Below are 15953 nucleotides of genomic sequence, written 5' to 3'. Positions count from 1 at the left end.
TCTCGCCCTCGTCAGAAGTCTGTCGCGATGTCCATGTTGCGCAAGAGCGATCCTGCGTCCGCGATCGCGCAAAAATTTATGACGCAGTAAGACTATGTGCCGGACGGGTTGCGATCGTCACGGGAGGCGGCCGCGGGCTCGGGCGCGAATACGCGCTGATGCTGGCGGAGCAAGGCGCAAAGGTGGTCGTCAATGACCTCGGCAGCACGGCTGCGGGAGAGGGCGCCGATCTTTCACCGGCGCAGCAGGTCGTCGACGACACGGAAAATTTTCTCCGCGGAGCGATACCCCTCATCCGGCGCTTCGCGCCACCTTCTCCCACAAGGGGAGAAGGAAGAACTCGTAGGATGGGTAGAGCGCAGCGAAACCCATCATTGCCGACGTCGGTGGGGTTCGCTTCGCTCTACCCACCCTACGCAGCTTCGCCCTAGACCGGCGTGAAGAAACATCAAGCGCAATGGCGGCGAAGCCATCGTGAACGGCAATGACGTCAGCGACTGGGCCGGCGCCAAGGCGCTGATCGACGACGCGATCAGCACATTCGGCCGGCTCGACGTCCTCATCAACAACGCCGGCATCCTGCGTGACCGCATGATGGTCAACATGACCGAGGCTGAGTGGGACGCGGTGATCAAGGTGCATCTCAAGGGCACCTTCGCGCCGTCGCACCATGCCGCACAATATTGGCGGCAGGAGGCCAAGACGCGCGGTGCGCCGGTCAGCGCCCGCCTGATCAACACCTCGTCGGCTTCCGGGTTGTTCGGCAATGTCGGCCAGAGCAACTACGGAGCCGCCAAGGCGGGCATCGCTGCGTTCACCATCATCAGCGCCACGGAGCTTCGGCAGTATGGCATCACGGTCAACGCGATCGCGCCGCGGGCGCAGACGCGGATGACTGAGAGATTGAGAGAGCGCACCGAGGAGGAGCTCAAGCGACGCAACCCGCGTTGGGTCGCCCCGATCGTGGTCTGGCTCGCCAGTGAGGAGTCACAGGATGTGACCGGCCGCGTATTTGAGGCCGGCGACGGGATTCTCAAGGTCGCCGAAGGTTGGCACGCCGGCCCGGGAATCGACCCGGTCGAAGATCCCAACGAGCTCGGCCCTCAGGTCATGGAATTGATGCGGAAAGCTCGCCCCAACGCCGACATCTGGGGACGCGACATCGTCTCATGAGACGTCCACGAACTCCTCCCGGAGCACCTCAGGCGGGTGGCAGGCCTCAGGCCGCTGCCCGCCGCTTTTTCCGGGTCTTGGACGGCTGCGCATCCTCCTCCGCGTCCGCTTCGCCGTCGGTTTCCGTACCGCCCGACATGGCGAGGAGGTTGTGCTTCATGGCGAGCAGCGCGTCGGAGGCCGCCTCGAGTTGCTTCCGGTCGATCCCGTTGACGATCCTGGCGTTGAATTTGTCAGTTTCCTTACGGAGCTTCTCCAGGAAGCCGCGCGCCTGCTTGGTCACATAGACGCGCTTAACCCGCCGGTCGACAGGATCGGCCTGGCGTATCACGAAGCCGGACGACTCCAGGCGGTCGATCAGGGCGCCGACGGCGACCTTGCCGACATCGAGCTCGTTGGCGAGCTGCACCTGGGGAAGGCCGTCCTTGCGGGAAATGAACGCCAGTACCCACCATTGCGAGCGGGTGATCCCGAGCGGCGCCAGCGCGCGGTCGAACATCATCCTCCTGAGCCGCGACACGTCGTGGATGAGATATCCGAGACGCAGATCCCAATCGGGCAGTTCAACCATCGATGTTTCCCTTGAGGGCCGAGTCGGGGCCGGAGGTGCAACTGATACCATACACCAGCGTATTTTAAAGGGAAGGCTATGAAATGGGCGTGGAAACGGCTTTCCAGCGCCGTGGGCGTCGACCGATTTACAAAAGAAGTACGCTAGTGTATTAAATCGGCCGGGCGCGGTGCTTGTTCTGTCCAGCGGAGACGCGCCGACCGCAATGAAAATCGATCGCAGGAAGGGAGCCGCCCATGTTCGACGCCGCCGTGCTCAAGGGAAAGCGCATCCTGATTACGGGTGGAGGAACCGGCCTCGGCAAGGAGATGGCAATCGGCTTTGCCGCCCATGGTGCCCACGTCTACATCTGCGGACGGCGCAAGGATGTTCTCGAGCAGGCCGCCCAAGAGATTAGCGCGCGAACAGGAGGGCAGGCTACCGCACTACTCGCCAATGTGCGCGAGCCCGACAGCATCGAGGCGATGATGACCAGCATCTGGGCGGATGGCCCGCTCACGGGCCTCGTCAACAACGCCGGCGCCAATTTCCTGGCGCCGACCGAGACGCTGTCGCCGCGGGGTTATGAGGCGGTCCGCTCGACGGTGATGGACGGCTCGTTCTACACCTCGCTCGCCTGCGGCAAGCGGTGGATCTCGGCTGGCCTGCCGGGCGTGATCATCAGCAACCTCGTCACCTGGGTGTGGACCGGATCGGCTTTTGTCGTGCCGGCTGCGATGGCGAAAGCGGCGGTCCATGCCATGACGATGTCGCTCGCGGTCGAGTGGGGGCCGAAAAACATTCGCGTCAACGCGATCGCGCCCGGACCGTTCCCGACCGAAGGGGCCTGGGACAAACTAAACCCGCTGGCAGAGACTGGCGTCGGTGCAACGCAGGCAAGCGAGGTACCGCTACGTCGCTTCGGCAAGATGGACGAGCTGCGCAATCTCCTGATCTTCCTGATGTCGGATGGCTGTAGCTACATCACTGGCGATACGATCAGCATCGATGGCGGTCATCATCTGGCCGCGCCCAGCACCTTTGCCGGGCTGTCAAAACTGTCGCCCGCCGACTGGCAGCGCGCCCGCGAGACCATCCAGGCTTCGGTGCAAAAGGAAAAGCAGGCACGGTCGATCTAGGCCTCGATGGGCGGAAAGATCTGCAAGCGCTTTGTCGTGAAGGGAGGAATGCCGATGGGACTGGCCATATCGACCAAGAGTTTCGAATGCACTATCGATAATGGTCTCGCCCATATCATTCTGGATCAGCCCACCCGCGGCAATCCAATCGACGGTGTTTTCTGTCGCGAGTTTGGCCTGGCTATCGCGGAATTGAGCGAGCGTGCCGATGTGCGGGCGGTGCTGCTATCCGCGCGCGGCCGGCTGTTCAGCGTCGGCGGCGACCTGATGTCACTGGTGAAGCAGGGAGACGCGCTGCCGGGGACGATCAAGGCCTGGACCGCCGACATTCATGTGGCCATGGCAAGGATGGTCCGGATGCGCGCGCCGGTCGTCGCTGCCGTTCACGGCAATGTCGCGGGCGGCAGCGTGTCGCTGATCGCGGCCGCCGACCTCGTGGTGATGGCGGAATCGGCGAGGATATCGGCGGCGTTCTCCAAAATCGGCTTCAGTCCGGACAGTGGGTCGACCACGACGCTTACACGCCGGATCGGCTTCGCGCGCGCAAGACGATTTTTCCTGCTCGGTGAGACGTTCGATGCCGCGACGGCGCTGTCGCTCGGCCTCGTCGACGTCGTCGTTCCAGATGATGCAGTACCGTCCGAGGCGGCGCGGATCGCGAAGGAGCTCGCTGCCGGCCCGACCGAGGCGTTTGGTGCGATCAAGCGGCTGTTCGCCCAGACCAACGATCGATCGTTCGAAAGCCAGCTCGAGGAGGAGGCGCAGACGCTCGCTGCGATTTCGAGAACGGCAGATGCACGGGAAGGCGTCAGGGCTTTCGTCGAGAAGCGCAAGCCGGTGTTTACCGGGACGTGACGCTAGCGGTGGGGCCGGAGCGACAATCTGACCATTGGCAGCAGATCGTACGCGCCAATAAGGTACACCGATAAACGAAATTAATCCGGCGCGAAGTCGGAAATGACGACACCGCAGGAGGGAGACATGACCGTGGCCGCCGCCTTACGAGACGCGCCTCACGCCAGCTTTCGCGAAGCCGGCTATTGGCTCGACAAAAGCGTCGATCAGTTGCTGACCGAGGCCGCCGCAAGAGCGCCCGACAAGGTCGCAATCGTCGCCGACCGGGCGGATCGCGAACCCGCGCCGAGGTTCACCTACGCGGAGCTGGCAAGGCTCGCGGATCGCGCCGCGAGCTCGCTGCTGCGGCTCGGAGTTGGCCGCGGCGATGTCGTTACCGTGCAACTGCCCAATTGGTGGGAATTCGTGGTCACTGCATTCGCCTGCGCCAAAATCGGCGCAGTGATGAACCCGGTGATGCCAATCCTGCGCGAGCGCGAGCTGCTCTACATCCTGAATTTCTGCGAGGCAAAGGTCTTTATCGTGCCGAAGAGCTATCGGGGGTTCGACTATGCCGCGATGGCGCAAGGCATGCGCCCCGATCTGCCCCATCTCAGGCACGTCATCGTCGCCGACGGCGACGATGAAATCGGCTTTGAGCGGATGCTGCTGTCGTCCGAGCCCGACAAGCTTCCGGCGGGCCTGCGTCCTGACGACATGGCCGTGCTGATGTTCACCTCAGGTACGACGGGTGAGCCCAAGGGCGTCATGCACACCTCGAATTCGCTGGTTGCCTGCTGCAAGGCACTGTCGGGGCGGTTCGGACTCGATTCGAGCGACGTGCTGCTGGTCGCCTCTCCGGTCGGTCACATGACGGGCTACGCCGCGATCGTGCTGCTCTCGGTCTATCTCGGCGGCACGATGATCCTTCAGGACATCTGGGAAGCCAGGCGCGGCGTCAACCTGATGGCCCGCGAAGGCGTGACCTATACCGCAGCGTCGACGCCGTTCCTCAGCGACATCTGCGATGCCGTCAAGGCCGGAGCCCCCGATCCGAGCAGCCTGCGTTCCTTCCTGTGCGGCGGCGCACCGATCCCGTCCGTCCTGATCGGGCGTGCGGCCGACGAGCTCGGTCTCAAGGTCTGCTCGTTGTGGGGCATGACTGAGGTTCTGTCTGGCACGCTTACCGAGCCCGCCCGCGCTGCGGAGAAGTCGGCGCACACGGATGGCCGGGCACAGGACGGGATGGAAGTCAGGATCGTCGATACCGATGGACGACCGGTGCCGACAGGAGAGTCGGGGCGACTCCTGGTTCGTGGTGCCCAGATGTTCAAGGGGTACTACAAGCGGCCCGAGCTGCCGACGTTCGACGGCGACGGCTGGTTCGATTCCGGCGATCTCGCCTATATGGACCGGGACGGCTACATCCGTATCTCGGGCCGCGTGAAGGACATTCTGGTCCGGGGCGGGGAGAACGTGCCGGTCGTCGAGATCGAGAACCTGCTCTACAAGCATCCGGCCGTGTCCGCGGTCGCTGTCGTTGGCTTTCCTGATGCCAGGCTCGGCGAGCGCGGCTGTGCCTTCATCGTTCCGCGCGCGGGAAGCACGATCGACCTGGCGGCGGTGCAGAGCTATCTGGGCGAGGCCAGGATGGCCAAGCAGTTCTGGCCCGAGCGGGTCGAAATCGTAGCCGAGTTGCCGCGCACGGCGAGCGGCAAGATCCAGAAGTTCAAATTGCGCGAGTTCGCCGCCGTGTTTGCCGACGCCAAATAGTCATTGGTCGGAATAGGTCGGATCCCGTCGCTCGCGAAACGCGGCGACGGCCTCCGCGTGATCATGGGTCTCAAGCAGGATGACCTGCTGCCGGTCTTCGATCATCAGTGCCGCATCGAGGCTCGGCGCATCGATCAGCGTGTTGAGCGCCTGCTTCGTCATGCGAAGCCCCATGGGGGAGACGCCTAGCATGTCTTCGGCGAACGCAATTCCCTTCGCCAGAAGCTCATCAGCCGGCGTGATGTCGCTGACCAGTCCGATCGCTTTGGCGCGTTCAGCCTTGATGAAGCGCCCCGTGAGCAGAAACTCCGAGGCCACGGACAATCCAACGAGCCGGGGTAGGAGATAGCCCGAGCCCATGTCGCAGCCGCCGACGCCGATGCGGATATAGGCGGCATTCATCCGCGCGTCCGGTGCTGCGAAGCGGACGTCGCAGGCGAGCAGGAAGGAAAAGCCCGCGCCGCAGGCTGCGCCATGCACGAGCCCGACGATCGGCTGGGGACACGACCGCATCAGCCGGATCACGCCGGAGTAGCTTTGCTGCATCTTGAGTTGCCGCTGTGGCCGCCCCTTGCCGGGTGCAGCAAACGCATCCGATCCGAGTTCGGCACCCGCGGAAAATTGAGGCCCGTTGCCGCGCAGGATCACAACGCGCGTGGTCGGCCGATCGTGCAGGTCGGCGAAGTAGGCGGTCAGTTCCGCGATCATGTCCGGGGAGACGGCGTTGAGCTGGGCCGGGCGGTTCAATGTCAGGATATCGATCGCGTCGCGGCTCTCGATCGTGATGGTGTTCGGTTGCGTCACGTTCGCGCTCCCATCGTTCATTGTTCTTGATGGCATATCGTAATATAGTGTACGATCGTCGAGCGCAATGCTCGTCGAGGCCGCCGACCGATCGAGGCTGCAACGGCTGTCGCCAATAATCTTCAGGGAGCCGCAGAATGCCATATCAATCCGTGTTCAGGCCGGATCTGTTCAAGGGGCAGACGATCATCGTCACCGGTGGCGGCAGCGGGATCGGGCGCTGCACCGCCCATGAACTCGCCGCCCTCGGGGCGAACGTGGCGATCCTCGGCCGGACCGTGGAGAAGCTCGTCGAGGTACAGCGCGAGATCGAGGAGGATGGCGGGCAGGCGATGAGCCACGCCTGTGACATCCGCGACGAGACCATGGTGGTCGGCGCCGTCGACGCCGTGCTGGCGCGCTATGGCCGCATCGATGGCCTGATCAACAATGCGGGCGGGCAGTTTCGGGCGCCCTTGAAGGCGATCTCGACCAAGGGATTCGAGGCGGTCGTGCGCAACAATCTGACCGGCGGCTTCATCTTCATGCGCGAGGTCTATAACCGCTGGATGGAGGCCAATGGCGGGGCGATCGTCAACATCATCGCCGATATCTGGCACGGCTGGCCCGAGTTCGGCCATTCGGCCGCCGCCCGCGGTGGCATGCTGACCTTGACCGAGACGGCCGCCTGCGAATGGTCGGCCTCGGGTGTCCGCGTCAACGCGGTCGCGCCCGGCGGCATCGTGTCGAGCGGCTTCGATACCTACACGCCGGAGATGCAGAAGAAGCTGCATGACTTCACCGAGCGCGTGCCGCTGCAGCGGTTTGGAACGGAAGCGGAGATATCGGCCGCTATCACCTACCTGCTGTCGCCGGCGGCGGCCTATATCACCGGGTCCTGTCTTCGCGTCGACGGCGGCACGCCCAACGCGCGCACGACCTGGAAGCTCGAGCCGCACAGCCGCAGCGCGCCGTTCGAAGGCTTCCATCGCGCGAAGCTGCCGGAGGTCATGAAGCAGAAGGCCAGCGCGTAGCTCGCTTCGGCTCAGTCGACCGCGATGATCAGCTTGCCATGGTTCTCGCCACGGTAAAGTTGCGCGATGGCGCCGGGCGCGTGTTCGAGACCCTGCAGGATCTCTTCGTCGTGGACGATCTTGCCGGCCAGCGCCAGTTCGGCAAGGCGAGCCGCGGCCGCTTCGAACTCGGCGAGATGATCGAAGATGATGAAGCCGGACCAGCGCAGGCGGCGGGTGAGAATTTCGCGCTCGGGACGCGGACCGGTGGGGACGGGGGTCCAGGACGCATTCGCGGCGGTGCCGCACTGGATCACGCGCCCGCGCAGCCGCATGGTGCGGATCGCGGCGTCGGCGATCGCTCCGCCGGTGTTGTCGAAGAAGATGTCGTTGCCGTCGGGACACGCCGCGCGGATGGCCGCGCCGAGATCAGTCGCCTCGCGGTAGTTGATCATGTCCTGATAGCCGTAGCGCGCTTTTGCTCGCGCGGCCTTGTCGTCCGAACTGGTCAACCCGACCGCGCGGCAGCCGGCGATGTGTGCGAGCTGGCCGACAAAGCTTCCGACACTGCCGGCTGCCGTCGAGACCAGCACATGCTCGCCGGGCTTGGGTTCGCCCAGACCATGAAGGGCGAGATAGGCGGTGATGCCGTTCATGCCGAGCACGCTCAGATTGGCGCTGAGCGGCAGGCTGGACGGAACGACGCGGCGCAGCACCGAGTCCGGCGTCGTGACGCAATAGCGCTGCCAGCCAAACCATCCGTAGACGTGCTCACCGGGTCGATATCCCGGCACGTTGCTCTCGAGGATTTCGCCGACCGCAAGCGCACGCATCGGCGTGTCGAGCGGCACGGGTGCGCTATAGTTCCCCTCATCATTGGCCCATCCGCGTTGTGCCGGATCGACGGAGAGGTAGCGATTTGCAATCAGGATCTCGCCCTTGTCGGGTATGGCGGCCGGTTCCGTGACCAGCGAAAAGTGCTCGCCTTGCGGTATCCCGCGCGGCCGGGTCACGAGCCGCACCTGCCGATTTTCATGAAGGGCCATGAGCGTTCCTCATATTTAGTACGCTTGTGTACGATATGACTATACGGTAGAAATCGGGCGGGAGACAAGGACGTCCCGGCCGGCTGAAAGCCTCGGGATCTCGGCAAGACATAAAGAGGCAAGCAAAATGGCGGGGCTCTACTTCGAGCAATTTTCGGTCGGGCAGACCTTTGTCCATGAAATCCGGCGCACCGTGACCGACATGGACAACATCCTGTTCTCGTCGCTGACCTACAATCCGGCGGCGGTGCATATTGATCACCACTATGCTGCGGGCACCGAGTTCGGAAAGCCGCTGATGAATTCGATCTTCACGCTCGGGCTGATCATCGGCCTGTCGGTGCAGGACACGACGCTTGGGACCACGGTCGGCAATCTCGGCATGGAGGACACGCGGTTCCCGAAGCCGGTCTTTGCCGGCGACACACTGCGCGCCGAGACCAAGGTCGTCGCGGTCAGGGACAGCAAGTCGCGTCCGACGCAGGGCATCGTCACTTTCGAACACCGCGGCTTCAATCAGCGCGACGAGGAGGTCGTCTACTGCCGCAGGAATGGATTGATGATGCGGAGGCCGGCATGAAACTACGTTCGCTCCTCTTCGTACCGGCCGACAGCGAACGCAAATTCGCCAAGGCAGGCGGCGTCGGTGCCGATGCGCTGATCCTCGATCTTGAGGACTCCGTTGCACCCGGCCGAAAAGCCTTTGCGCGTGAGGCCGTCAAGGCGTTGCTGGGCGGAGGCACGAGGAATTGGTCGTTCCTGGTCCGCATCAACCCGTTCGGCACGGGGTTGACGCTGGAAGATCTGGCCGCCGTGGTTCGTCCGGGCCTCGACGGCATCCTGATTCCCAAGGTCAACGGCATCGAGGATGTCGATCTCGTCTCGCATTATGTCGATGTGCTGGAGGTCGCGACCGGCGTCGCGCCTGGTCACGTCAAGCTGTTGGTCGTGGCAACGGAGACGCCGGCCGCGATGATCGGATTCAACGGCTACGCGCGCAAGAACAAGCGCCTGGTGGCGATGACCTGGGGCGGCGAAGATCTGAGTGCAGCGCTCGGCGCGCTGACGCCGCGGGAAGCCGATGGAAGCTGGACTTTTCCCTATCAGGTGGCACGTGCGCAGTGCCTGTTTGCCGCCGGCGCTGCCGATGCTGCGGCGCTCGAAACCCTGTACGTCGACTTCAGGGATCAGCAGGGGCTGGCCGAAAGCTGCAAGATTGCGCGACGGGACGGATTTGTCGGCCGAATCGCGATCCACCCTGATCAGGTCGCAACCATCAATGCCTGCTTCACGCCGTCGGACGCCGATATCGAACATGCGCGCCAAGTCGTGGCTGCGCTCGCGGCGAATCCGGATGTCGGGACCGTCGGCATCGACGGCAAGATGTATGACATGCCGCATCTGATTGCAGCACGAAGAACCTTGGCGTCGATCGGGGAAGGCATCTCTCATGGATAGGTCGTTCGCCAACCAGCTCGACGTGCCGGACGATCACGCAGCGATCCGCGAGGGCGTTCGCGCCGTCGTCTCGCGTTTCGACGACGAGTACTGGCTTACCCGCGACGAGGACGGCGAGTTTCCGCGCGCGTTCCACCGTGCCATGGCGGATGCCGGCTGGCTCGGCATCACCATGCCGGAGGAATATGGCGGCTCTGGTCTGGGTGTCACCGAGGCCGCGATCATGATGCACGAGGTGGCGAGCCATGGCGGCGGCATGACGTCGGCATCCGCCGTGCATATCAATCTGTTCGGACCGCACCCGATCGTGGTGAAGGGAACGGACGACCAGAAGCGGCGCTGGGTGCCGCGGCTGGTCGCAGGCGACGACCAGTGCTGCTTCGGCTTCACCGAGCCGGACGCTGGGTTGAACACCACGCGCATCAAGACCTTCGCCGAGAAGGTGCCGGGCGGCTATCTCGTGCACGGCCAGAAGGTCTGGACGTCAACGGCGCAGATCGCCAACAAGATCATGCTTCTGACCCGCACCACCAAATTCGAGGATTGCAAGCGGCCGACCGACGGCATCACCATTTTCTACACCGATCTCGACCGTTCGAAGATCGAGGTGCGCCGAATCCCGAAGATGGGACGCAAGGCGGTCGATTCCAACGCCATCTTCATCGATGGTCTATTCATTCCGGAGGCCGACCGGATCGGCGAGGAAGGCAAGGGCTTTTCCTACATCCTGCACAGCCTCAATCCCGAACGTATCCTGATCGCGGCCGAGGCCATCGGCATTGGTCAGGACGCCCTGCGCCGGGCAACGCGCTACGCCAGGGAGCGCGTGGTGTTCGACCGTCCGATCGGCCAAAATCAGTCGATCCAGCATCCCCTCGCCGAGAACTGGATGTATCTGGAGTCGGCGTGGTTGATGGCGATGCGTGCCGCCTGGCTCTACGATTCGGACAAGCCGTGCGGCGCCGAAGCCAACAGCGCCAAATTGCTCGGCGCGCGCGCCGGCCACGATGCGGCCTGGCAGGCCATCATGACCCATGGCGGCTTCGGCTATGCCAAGGAATATCACGTCGAGCGGCTGTTCCGCGAAGTCTCGATCACCCGGCTCGCGCCGATCACGGAGCAACTCATCCTGAGCTTCATCGCCGAGAAGGTGCTCGATCTGCCGAAGAGCTATTGAGCCACGCTATGGCGTGCGTCAGAGGTTGCGCGAGATCAACTCTCGCATGATCTCCGACGTGCCGCCATAGATGCGCAGGACGCGCGCATCCGCAAACAACCGGCAGATCTCGTATTCGCGCATGAAGCCGTAGCCGCCGAAGAATTGCAGGCACTGGTCGACGAGACGTCCATGCATCTCGGTGACCCAGAGCTTTGCCGTCGATGCGGCATAGGTGCTCAGCTCACCACGAATGTGCTGGCTCAGGCACTGGTCGACATAGGCCCAGCCGACCTGAAGGTCGGACTTGAGGTCAGCCAGCTTGAAGCGCGTGTTCTGATAGGCGCCGATCGCCTGTCCAAAGGCCTTGCGCTCGAGCACGTATGCCTTGGTGATGTCGAACGCCTTTTGTGCCGAGGCAATCGAGTGAAGCGCGATCGTGAGCCGCTCCTGCGGCAATTCGCTCATCAGCGCGCCCATCGCGCCACCTTCGGACCCCAGCAGATTACTCACGGGAACGCGGACCTGGTCGAAGAACAGCTCCGAGGTGTCGGAGGAGAGATGGCCGAGCTTGTCGAGGTTGCGGCCGTGCCGGAAACCGGGGCGGTCGGTCTCGACCAGGATCAGGCTCATGCCGCGTGAACCGCCGTCCGGGTTGGTGCGGGTGACCGCGATGACGAGGTCGCACATCTGGCCGTTCGAGATGAAGGTCTTCTGGCCGGAGATGACGTAGTCCTCGCCGTCCCGAACCGCGCGGGTGCGAATGCCCTGCAAATCGCTGCCAGTGCCCGGCTCAGTCATGGCGATTGCGCAGACGATCTCGCCCGAGACCATGCGCGGCAGCCACTTTGTCTTCTGCTCCTCGGTCCCGTAACTCAGGAGATAGCCGCAGCAGACGTCGTTATGGACCGAGAAGTCGGTCGCTGGCCCCGCAAAGCCGGAATAAGCGAGCTCCTCGATGACGACGGCATTGTGGCGGAAGTCGCCGCCGATGCCACCATACTGTTCGGGCACTTGCGGGCAGAGCAGGCCGGCATCGCCCGCCGCCGGCCACAGCGCGCGATCAATGATTCCGGCCTTCTCCCATTCCTGGAAGTGCGGCGCGATCTTCGCCGCGGCGAAGCGGCGGACGCTTTCGCGCAGGAGTGCGTGTTCTTCGTCGTAGACCGGGCGATGTGGCAACATGTCTGTCGAGCCGTCGGTTGAGCCCTAGAAGGCGACCTTGTCGCCGCCCTTGAGCTGGAGGATCTCGCGTGCTTCGTCCGGGCTCGCGATCTCGAGCCCGAGGCCTTCGATGATCTTGCGGACCTGCGTCACTTGCGCCGCATTGGTTTCGGCGAGGCGGCCGGAGCCGATCCACAAACTGTCTTCCAGGCCGACACGGACGTTGCCGCCCATCGCCGCCGCCATGGCCGCGACCTGCATCTGGGCGCGGCCGGCGCCGAGCACCGACCAGCGGTAATTGTCGCCGAACAGTCGATCGGCGGTCCGCTTCATGTGCATGACATCGTCCGGATGGGAGCCGATGCCGCCGAGCAATCCAAAACAGGTCTGGATAAACAGCGGCGCCTTCACCAGGCCCTCGGTCCAGAAATAATGCAGGTTATAGAGATGGCTGGTGTCGTAGCACTCGAACTCGTATCGGGCGCCGGAGCTGTTCAGCGTTTCCAGCGCGTAGCGGATATCCTTGAACGAGTTGCGAAAGACGAGGTCGTGGGAGCCTTCCAGCATCTGCGGCTCCCAGTCATGCTTGAACGACTTGTAGCGTTTCAGCATGGGGAACAGGCCGAAATTCATCGAGCCCATGTTGAGGCTTGCGACCTCCGGCTTCCAGGTCGCCGCCGGGCGCACGCGCTCTTCCACCGTCATGTAGGGCGAGCCGCCGGTCGTCAGGTTCACGACGACGTTGGAGCTCTGCTTGATGACGCGCAGGAACGGCTCAAAGGCTTCCGGCGATTGATCCGGTCTGCCGTCGGTGGGATTGCGGGCGTGCAGATGCACGATCGCTGCCCCCGCCGCCGCAGCGCCGAGCGCGGACTCGGCGATCTCGGCCGATGTCACCGGCAAATGCGGTGACATCGAGGGCGTGTGGATTGATCCCGTGACCGCGCAGGAGATGATGACCTTGTGGGGCGCCATGGCCGCTCCCTCAGCTTGCGATCGCTATCGGCGCATAGGCCGTCATGTGAACTTATGGAAGTCCGGGTCGCGCTTCTCGTTGAAGGCCGCGACGCCTTCCTTCGACTCCGCCGTGTCGTAGAACATCTTGACGGCGTGCAGCGCGAAATTGCTGATACCGCGGATGTTGTCGGAATCGGCGTTGAATGATCGCTTGGCGAGCGCGATCGCGGTTGGCGATCGCTGCGCGAGCTTGTCGGTCCAATCCTTCACGGCGGCGTCAAGCTGCGCCATGGGCACGACCTTGTTGACGAGACCCATCTCGCGCGCCTGCTCGGCCGTATAGCGCTCGTTGAGGAACCAGATCTCGCGGGCCTTCTTGTCGCCGACGTGACGAGCCAGGAAGGCCGTTCCCCAACCGGCATCGACCGAGCCGACCTTGGGGCCGACTTGGCCGAATTGGGCATGATCCGCAGCGATGGTGAGATCGCAAAGTGTTGCGAGCACGTTGCCGCCACCGATCGCAAAGCCGTTGACCCGGGCGATCACCGGTTTCGGCACGTCGCGGATCAAGCCCTGGATTTCGTCGATCGGCAGTCCCACCACGCCGCGGCCGTCATACTGGCCCTCATGCGCAGATTGATCACCGCCGGTGCAGAAGGCTTTTTCGCCGGCGCCGGTCAGGACGATGCTTGCGACCTTTCGGTCGTTGGCGGCGAGATGGAAGGCCTGGATGAGCTCCTCGAGCGTCTGGCCGCGGAAGGCGTTATAGACCTTGGGCCGGTTGATGATGATCCACGCGGCGCGGTCGCGGACTTCATAGATGACGTCGGTGAATTGCTTGGGGTCGGTCATAGCGTTTCCTTGGCGTTTTCTTGGCGTTTCCTGGCGCGATCTAGATCATGTTCATTCCGCCGGAGACGGAAATGGTTTGCCCGGTGATGAATTTGCCGTCGTCGGAAGCGAGCATCGCGACGATCCCGCCGTAGTCGTCCGGCTCGCCCATCCGCTTCAGCGGAATGCCCCGGACCATGGCGTCCTTCCATTTCACGGCGTGCTCGCCTTCGCCAAGGACCGACGCCATCATCGGCGTGTTGGTCGGGCCGGGGCAGACGGCGTTGAGAAGGACGTTCTTGCGGGCCAGCTCGCGCGCCAGCGACTTGGTGAAGGAGATCAACCCGCCCTTGCAGGCGGAATAGACGGCCTCGTCGCTGGTGCCGACGCGCGCGGCGTCGGAGGCGATATTGACGATGCGGCCACCGCCGCGCTCGGCCATCAAGGGCGCAATCGCCTTGTGGGTGTTGAGCGGTCCATAGAGATTGATCCGGATGATCTTGTCCCAAAGCTCCTTGTCGGTCTTCAGGAACGGCATCGGGCGGTCCCAGCCGGCATTGTTGACCAGGAGCCAGATCGGGCCTAGCTCGGCTTCGACCTTGCTGACTGCCGCCTCGACGGAAGCAGCGTCTCCCACATCGACCGCGTAGGTCTTGATATCAGCCTGCGGCGCGAGCTTTGCGGTTTCTTCGCCGCCTTGCGGATTGATGTCGAAGATCGCGATCTTGCAGCCTTCTTCGGCGAGCCGCAGTGTCAATCCTCGTCCGATGCCCTGTCCGCCGCCGGTCACGACGGCTACTTTTCCCGATAGGCCCTTCAACGCTGATCTCCCTTGTCGTTTATATTTTTGCCGGCGACCTTCGATGCCTCGAAGGCGATGGGAAGGCCTATGAGGCCGACCCGTTTCTCTGAATGTCGTATCCTCGCTGCGAGTACATTTGCCGCGCGATGATCGTCTTCATGATCTCGATCGAGCCTCCGGCGATCTTCACCACCCGCGCATCGGCATAGGCCCTGGCGATCGGGTATTCCCACATATAGCCCCAGCCGCCGAACAACTGGAGGCATTCATCGACGGCCTCGCAGTGCAGCTCCGAGGTGAACATCTTGGCCATGGCGGCATCGACGGGATCGAGCTTGCCCTCCATGAACAGGGCAATGCACTTGTCGGTGAAGACGCGGGCGACAGTCGCTTTGGTCTTGAGCTCGGCGAGCTTGAACTGGGTGTTCTGGAAATCGGCGAGCTTCTGGCCGAATGCGCTCCGCTCGGAGGTATATTGCAGCGTCCAGTCGATCACGGTCTCGGTGACGGTCGCCGAGCGAATGGCTTGCGCCAGACGCTCCTGCGACAGTTTGGTCATCATCTGCGCAAAACCCCTGCCTTCCGCCCCCAGCATGTTGCTGGCGGGAATGCGGACATTGTCGAAGAATAGCTCGGACGTATCTTGCGCCCTCATGCCGAGCTTCTCCAGATTCCGGCCGCGCTTGAAGCCGTCCCGGTTGCTCTCGACGATGAACAGCGTCACGCCCTTGGCGCCGGCCTGGCTGTCGGTCTTGGTCGCCAGCACGATGAAGTCGCAAAGCTGACCGTTGGAAATGAAGACCTTCTGGCCGTTGATCACGAAGTCATCGCCGTCACGCGAAGCGCGGGTCCGGATCGCCTTGAGATCGCTGCCGGCATGGGGTTCCGTCATGCCCAGCGAGCCGATGGCCTCGCCCGAGACCATCTTGGGCAGCCATTTGCGCTTTTGCGCCTCGCTGCCGAACGACAGCAGATAGGTCGCGACGAGGTCGGTATGGATAAGAAAGCCGGGGCCGCTCGCGCCAGCGCGCCAGAGTTCTTCGAACACGACCACGTCGAAGAGATAGTCGAGACCCATGCCGCCATATTCTTCTGGCACGGTGCAGCACAAGAGGCCGGCGGCGCCAGCCTTCAGCCAGAGGTCCCGCGGAACAATGCCGTCCTCTTCCCATTGGGCGTGGAAGGGCACGATCTCGCGATCGACGAAGCGACGTACCGTCTGCCGGAAAATCTCATGTTCTTCGCGAAAGATCGTGCGCTCGATCATTGTCAAA

General features: G+C 63.4%; 17 protein-coding genes. 9 read left to right on the top strand and 8 right to left on the bottom strand.

All coding sequences use genetic code 11. The features are described 5' to 3' along the window. Positions 1–74: 74 nt before the first annotated feature. Both ABIB95_RS16925 and ABIB95_RS16920 read left to right on the top strand, forming a co-directional pair. Positions 75–431: an SDR family NAD(P)-dependent oxidoreductase gene (locus ABIB95_RS16925; protein ID WP_354240722.1), complete on the top strand. Its 357-nt coding sequence runs from the start codon at positions 75–77 to the stop codon at positions 429–431. A gap of 16 nt (positions 432–447) precedes the next feature. Beyond that, positions 448–1173: an SDR family NAD(P)-dependent oxidoreductase gene (locus ABIB95_RS16920; RefSeq protein ID WP_354240720.1), complete on the top strand. Its 726-nt coding sequence runs from the start codon at positions 448–450 to the stop codon at positions 1171–1173. 46 nt (positions 1174–1219) lie between these two features. Here ABIB95_RS16920 and ABIB95_RS16915 read toward each other — a convergent pair whose 3' ends face one another. Further along, positions 1220–1744, bottom strand: coding sequence for a MarR family winged helix-turn-helix transcriptional regulator (locus ABIB95_RS16915; RefSeq protein WP_354240703.1), 525 nt, complete (start codon positions 1742–1744; stop codon positions 1220–1222). 236 nt (positions 1745–1980) lie between these two features. On the opposite strand from ABIB95_RS16915, the gene ABIB95_RS16910 reads away from it, so the two are divergent. From ABIB95_RS16910 to ABIB95_RS16900, 3 genes are all read left to right on the top strand, one after another. Beyond that, positions 1981–2862 (top strand): SDR family oxidoreductase, encoded by an 882-nt coding sequence (locus ABIB95_RS16910; RefSeq protein WP_354240701.1) that lies wholly within the window; start codon positions 1981–1983, stop codon positions 2860–2862. A gap of 54 nt (positions 2863–2916) precedes the next feature. After that, positions 2917–3717 (top strand): enoyl-CoA hydratase/isomerase family protein, encoded by an 801-nt coding sequence (locus tag ABIB95_RS16905; RefSeq protein WP_354240699.1) that lies wholly within the window; start codon positions 2917–2919, stop codon positions 3715–3717. A gap of 126 nt (positions 3718–3843) precedes the next feature. Further along, positions 3844–5469, top strand: a complete 1626-nt coding sequence (locus ABIB95_RS16900) for an AMP-binding protein (RefSeq protein ID WP_354240697.1) — start codon at positions 3844–3846, stop codon at positions 5467–5469. Here the strand turns inward: ABIB95_RS16900 and ABIB95_RS16895 are convergent, their stop codons facing one another. Further along, positions 5470–6273 (bottom strand): enoyl-CoA hydratase/isomerase family protein, encoded by an 804-nt coding sequence (locus ABIB95_RS16895; RefSeq protein ID WP_354240695.1) that lies wholly within the window; start codon positions 6271–6273, stop codon positions 5470–5472. A 137-nt stretch (positions 6274–6410) separates the two neighbouring features. Between ABIB95_RS16895 and ABIB95_RS16890 the strand changes: the two genes are divergently transcribed. Further along, the gene (locus tag ABIB95_RS16890; RefSeq protein ID WP_354240693.1) at positions 6411–7286 is read left to right on the top strand and encodes an SDR family oxidoreductase; all 876 of its coding nucleotides are present in this window, start codon (positions 6411–6413) and stop codon (positions 7284–7286) included. Between the two features lie 11 nt (positions 7287–7297). On the opposite strand, the gene ABIB95_RS16885 is transcribed toward ABIB95_RS16890, so the two are convergent. After that, positions 7298–8311 (bottom strand): NADP-dependent oxidoreductase, encoded by a 1014-nt coding sequence (locus ABIB95_RS16885; RefSeq protein ID WP_354240691.1) that lies wholly within the window; start codon positions 8309–8311, stop codon positions 7298–7300. A gap of 127 nt (positions 8312–8438) precedes the next feature. Here ABIB95_RS16885 and ABIB95_RS16880 point away from each other — a divergent pair, with 127 nt between their 5' ends. From ABIB95_RS16880 to ABIB95_RS16870, 3 genes are read left to right on the top strand one after another with little or no spacing between them, the layout of a single operon-like run. Beyond that, entirely contained in the window at positions 8439–8891 is a 453-nt protein-coding gene (locus tag ABIB95_RS16880; RefSeq protein WP_354240689.1) for a MaoC family dehydratase, read from the top strand. Then, positions 8888–9769 carry an HpcH/HpaI aldolase/citrate lyase family protein gene (locus ABIB95_RS16875; RefSeq protein WP_354240687.1) on the top strand — a complete coding sequence of 294 codons (882 nt, stop codon included), beginning with the start codon at positions 8888–8890 and terminating at the stop codon, positions 9767–9769. The genes ABIB95_RS16880 and ABIB95_RS16875 overlap by 4 nt, the downstream gene beginning before the upstream one ends. Further along, on the top strand, positions 9762–10946 hold the full coding sequence (locus ABIB95_RS16870) for an acyl-CoA dehydrogenase family protein (RefSeq protein WP_354240685.1): 1185 nt from the start codon (positions 9762–9764) through the stop codon (positions 10944–10946). The genes ABIB95_RS16875 and ABIB95_RS16870 overlap by 8 nt, the downstream gene beginning before the upstream one ends. An 18-nt stretch (positions 10947–10964) precedes the next feature. On the opposite strand, the gene ABIB95_RS16865 is transcribed toward ABIB95_RS16870, so the two are convergent. From ABIB95_RS16865 to ABIB95_RS16845, 5 genes are all read right to left on the bottom strand, one after another. Then, on the bottom strand, positions 10965–12110 hold the full coding sequence (locus tag ABIB95_RS16865) for an acyl-CoA dehydrogenase family protein (RefSeq protein WP_354240683.1): 1146 nt from the start codon (positions 12108–12110) through the stop codon (positions 10965–10967). 24 nt (positions 12111–12134) lie between these two features. Next, complete coding sequence (gene kce / locus ABIB95_RS16860; protein WP_354240681.1) at positions 12135–13064, bottom strand: 3,5-dioxohexanoate:acetyl-CoA acetone transferase; 930 nt, start codon at positions 13062–13064, stop codon at positions 12135–12137. Positions 13065–13106: 42 nt separating this feature from the next. Continuing rightward, positions 13107–13898 carry an enoyl-CoA hydratase-related protein gene (locus ABIB95_RS16855; protein WP_354117747.1) on the bottom strand — a complete coding sequence of 264 codons (792 nt, stop codon included), beginning with the start codon at positions 13896–13898 and terminating at the stop codon, positions 13107–13109. A 40-nt stretch (positions 13899–13938) separates the two neighbouring features. Further along, the gene (locus tag ABIB95_RS16850; RefSeq protein WP_354240679.1) at positions 13939–14697 is read right to left on the bottom strand and encodes an SDR family oxidoreductase; all 759 of its coding nucleotides are present in this window, start codon (positions 14695–14697) and stop codon (positions 13939–13941) included. Between the two features lie 67 nt (positions 14698–14764). After that, positions 14765–15946: an acyl-CoA dehydrogenase family protein gene (locus ABIB95_RS16845; protein ID WP_354240677.1), complete on the bottom strand. Its 1182-nt coding sequence runs from the start codon at positions 15944–15946 to the stop codon at positions 14765–14767. Between the last annotated feature and the right edge of the window lie 7 nt (positions 15947–15953).

Source organism: Bradyrhizobium sp. LA2.1, assembly GCF_040547725.1.
GTDB classification, from domain to species: domain Bacteria; phylum Pseudomonadota; class Alphaproteobacteria; order Rhizobiales; family Xanthobacteraceae; genus Bradyrhizobium; species Bradyrhizobium barranii.
The sequence above is the reverse complement of the archived record's forward strand: the minus strand, read 5'-3'. Positions and strand labels throughout refer to the sequence as shown.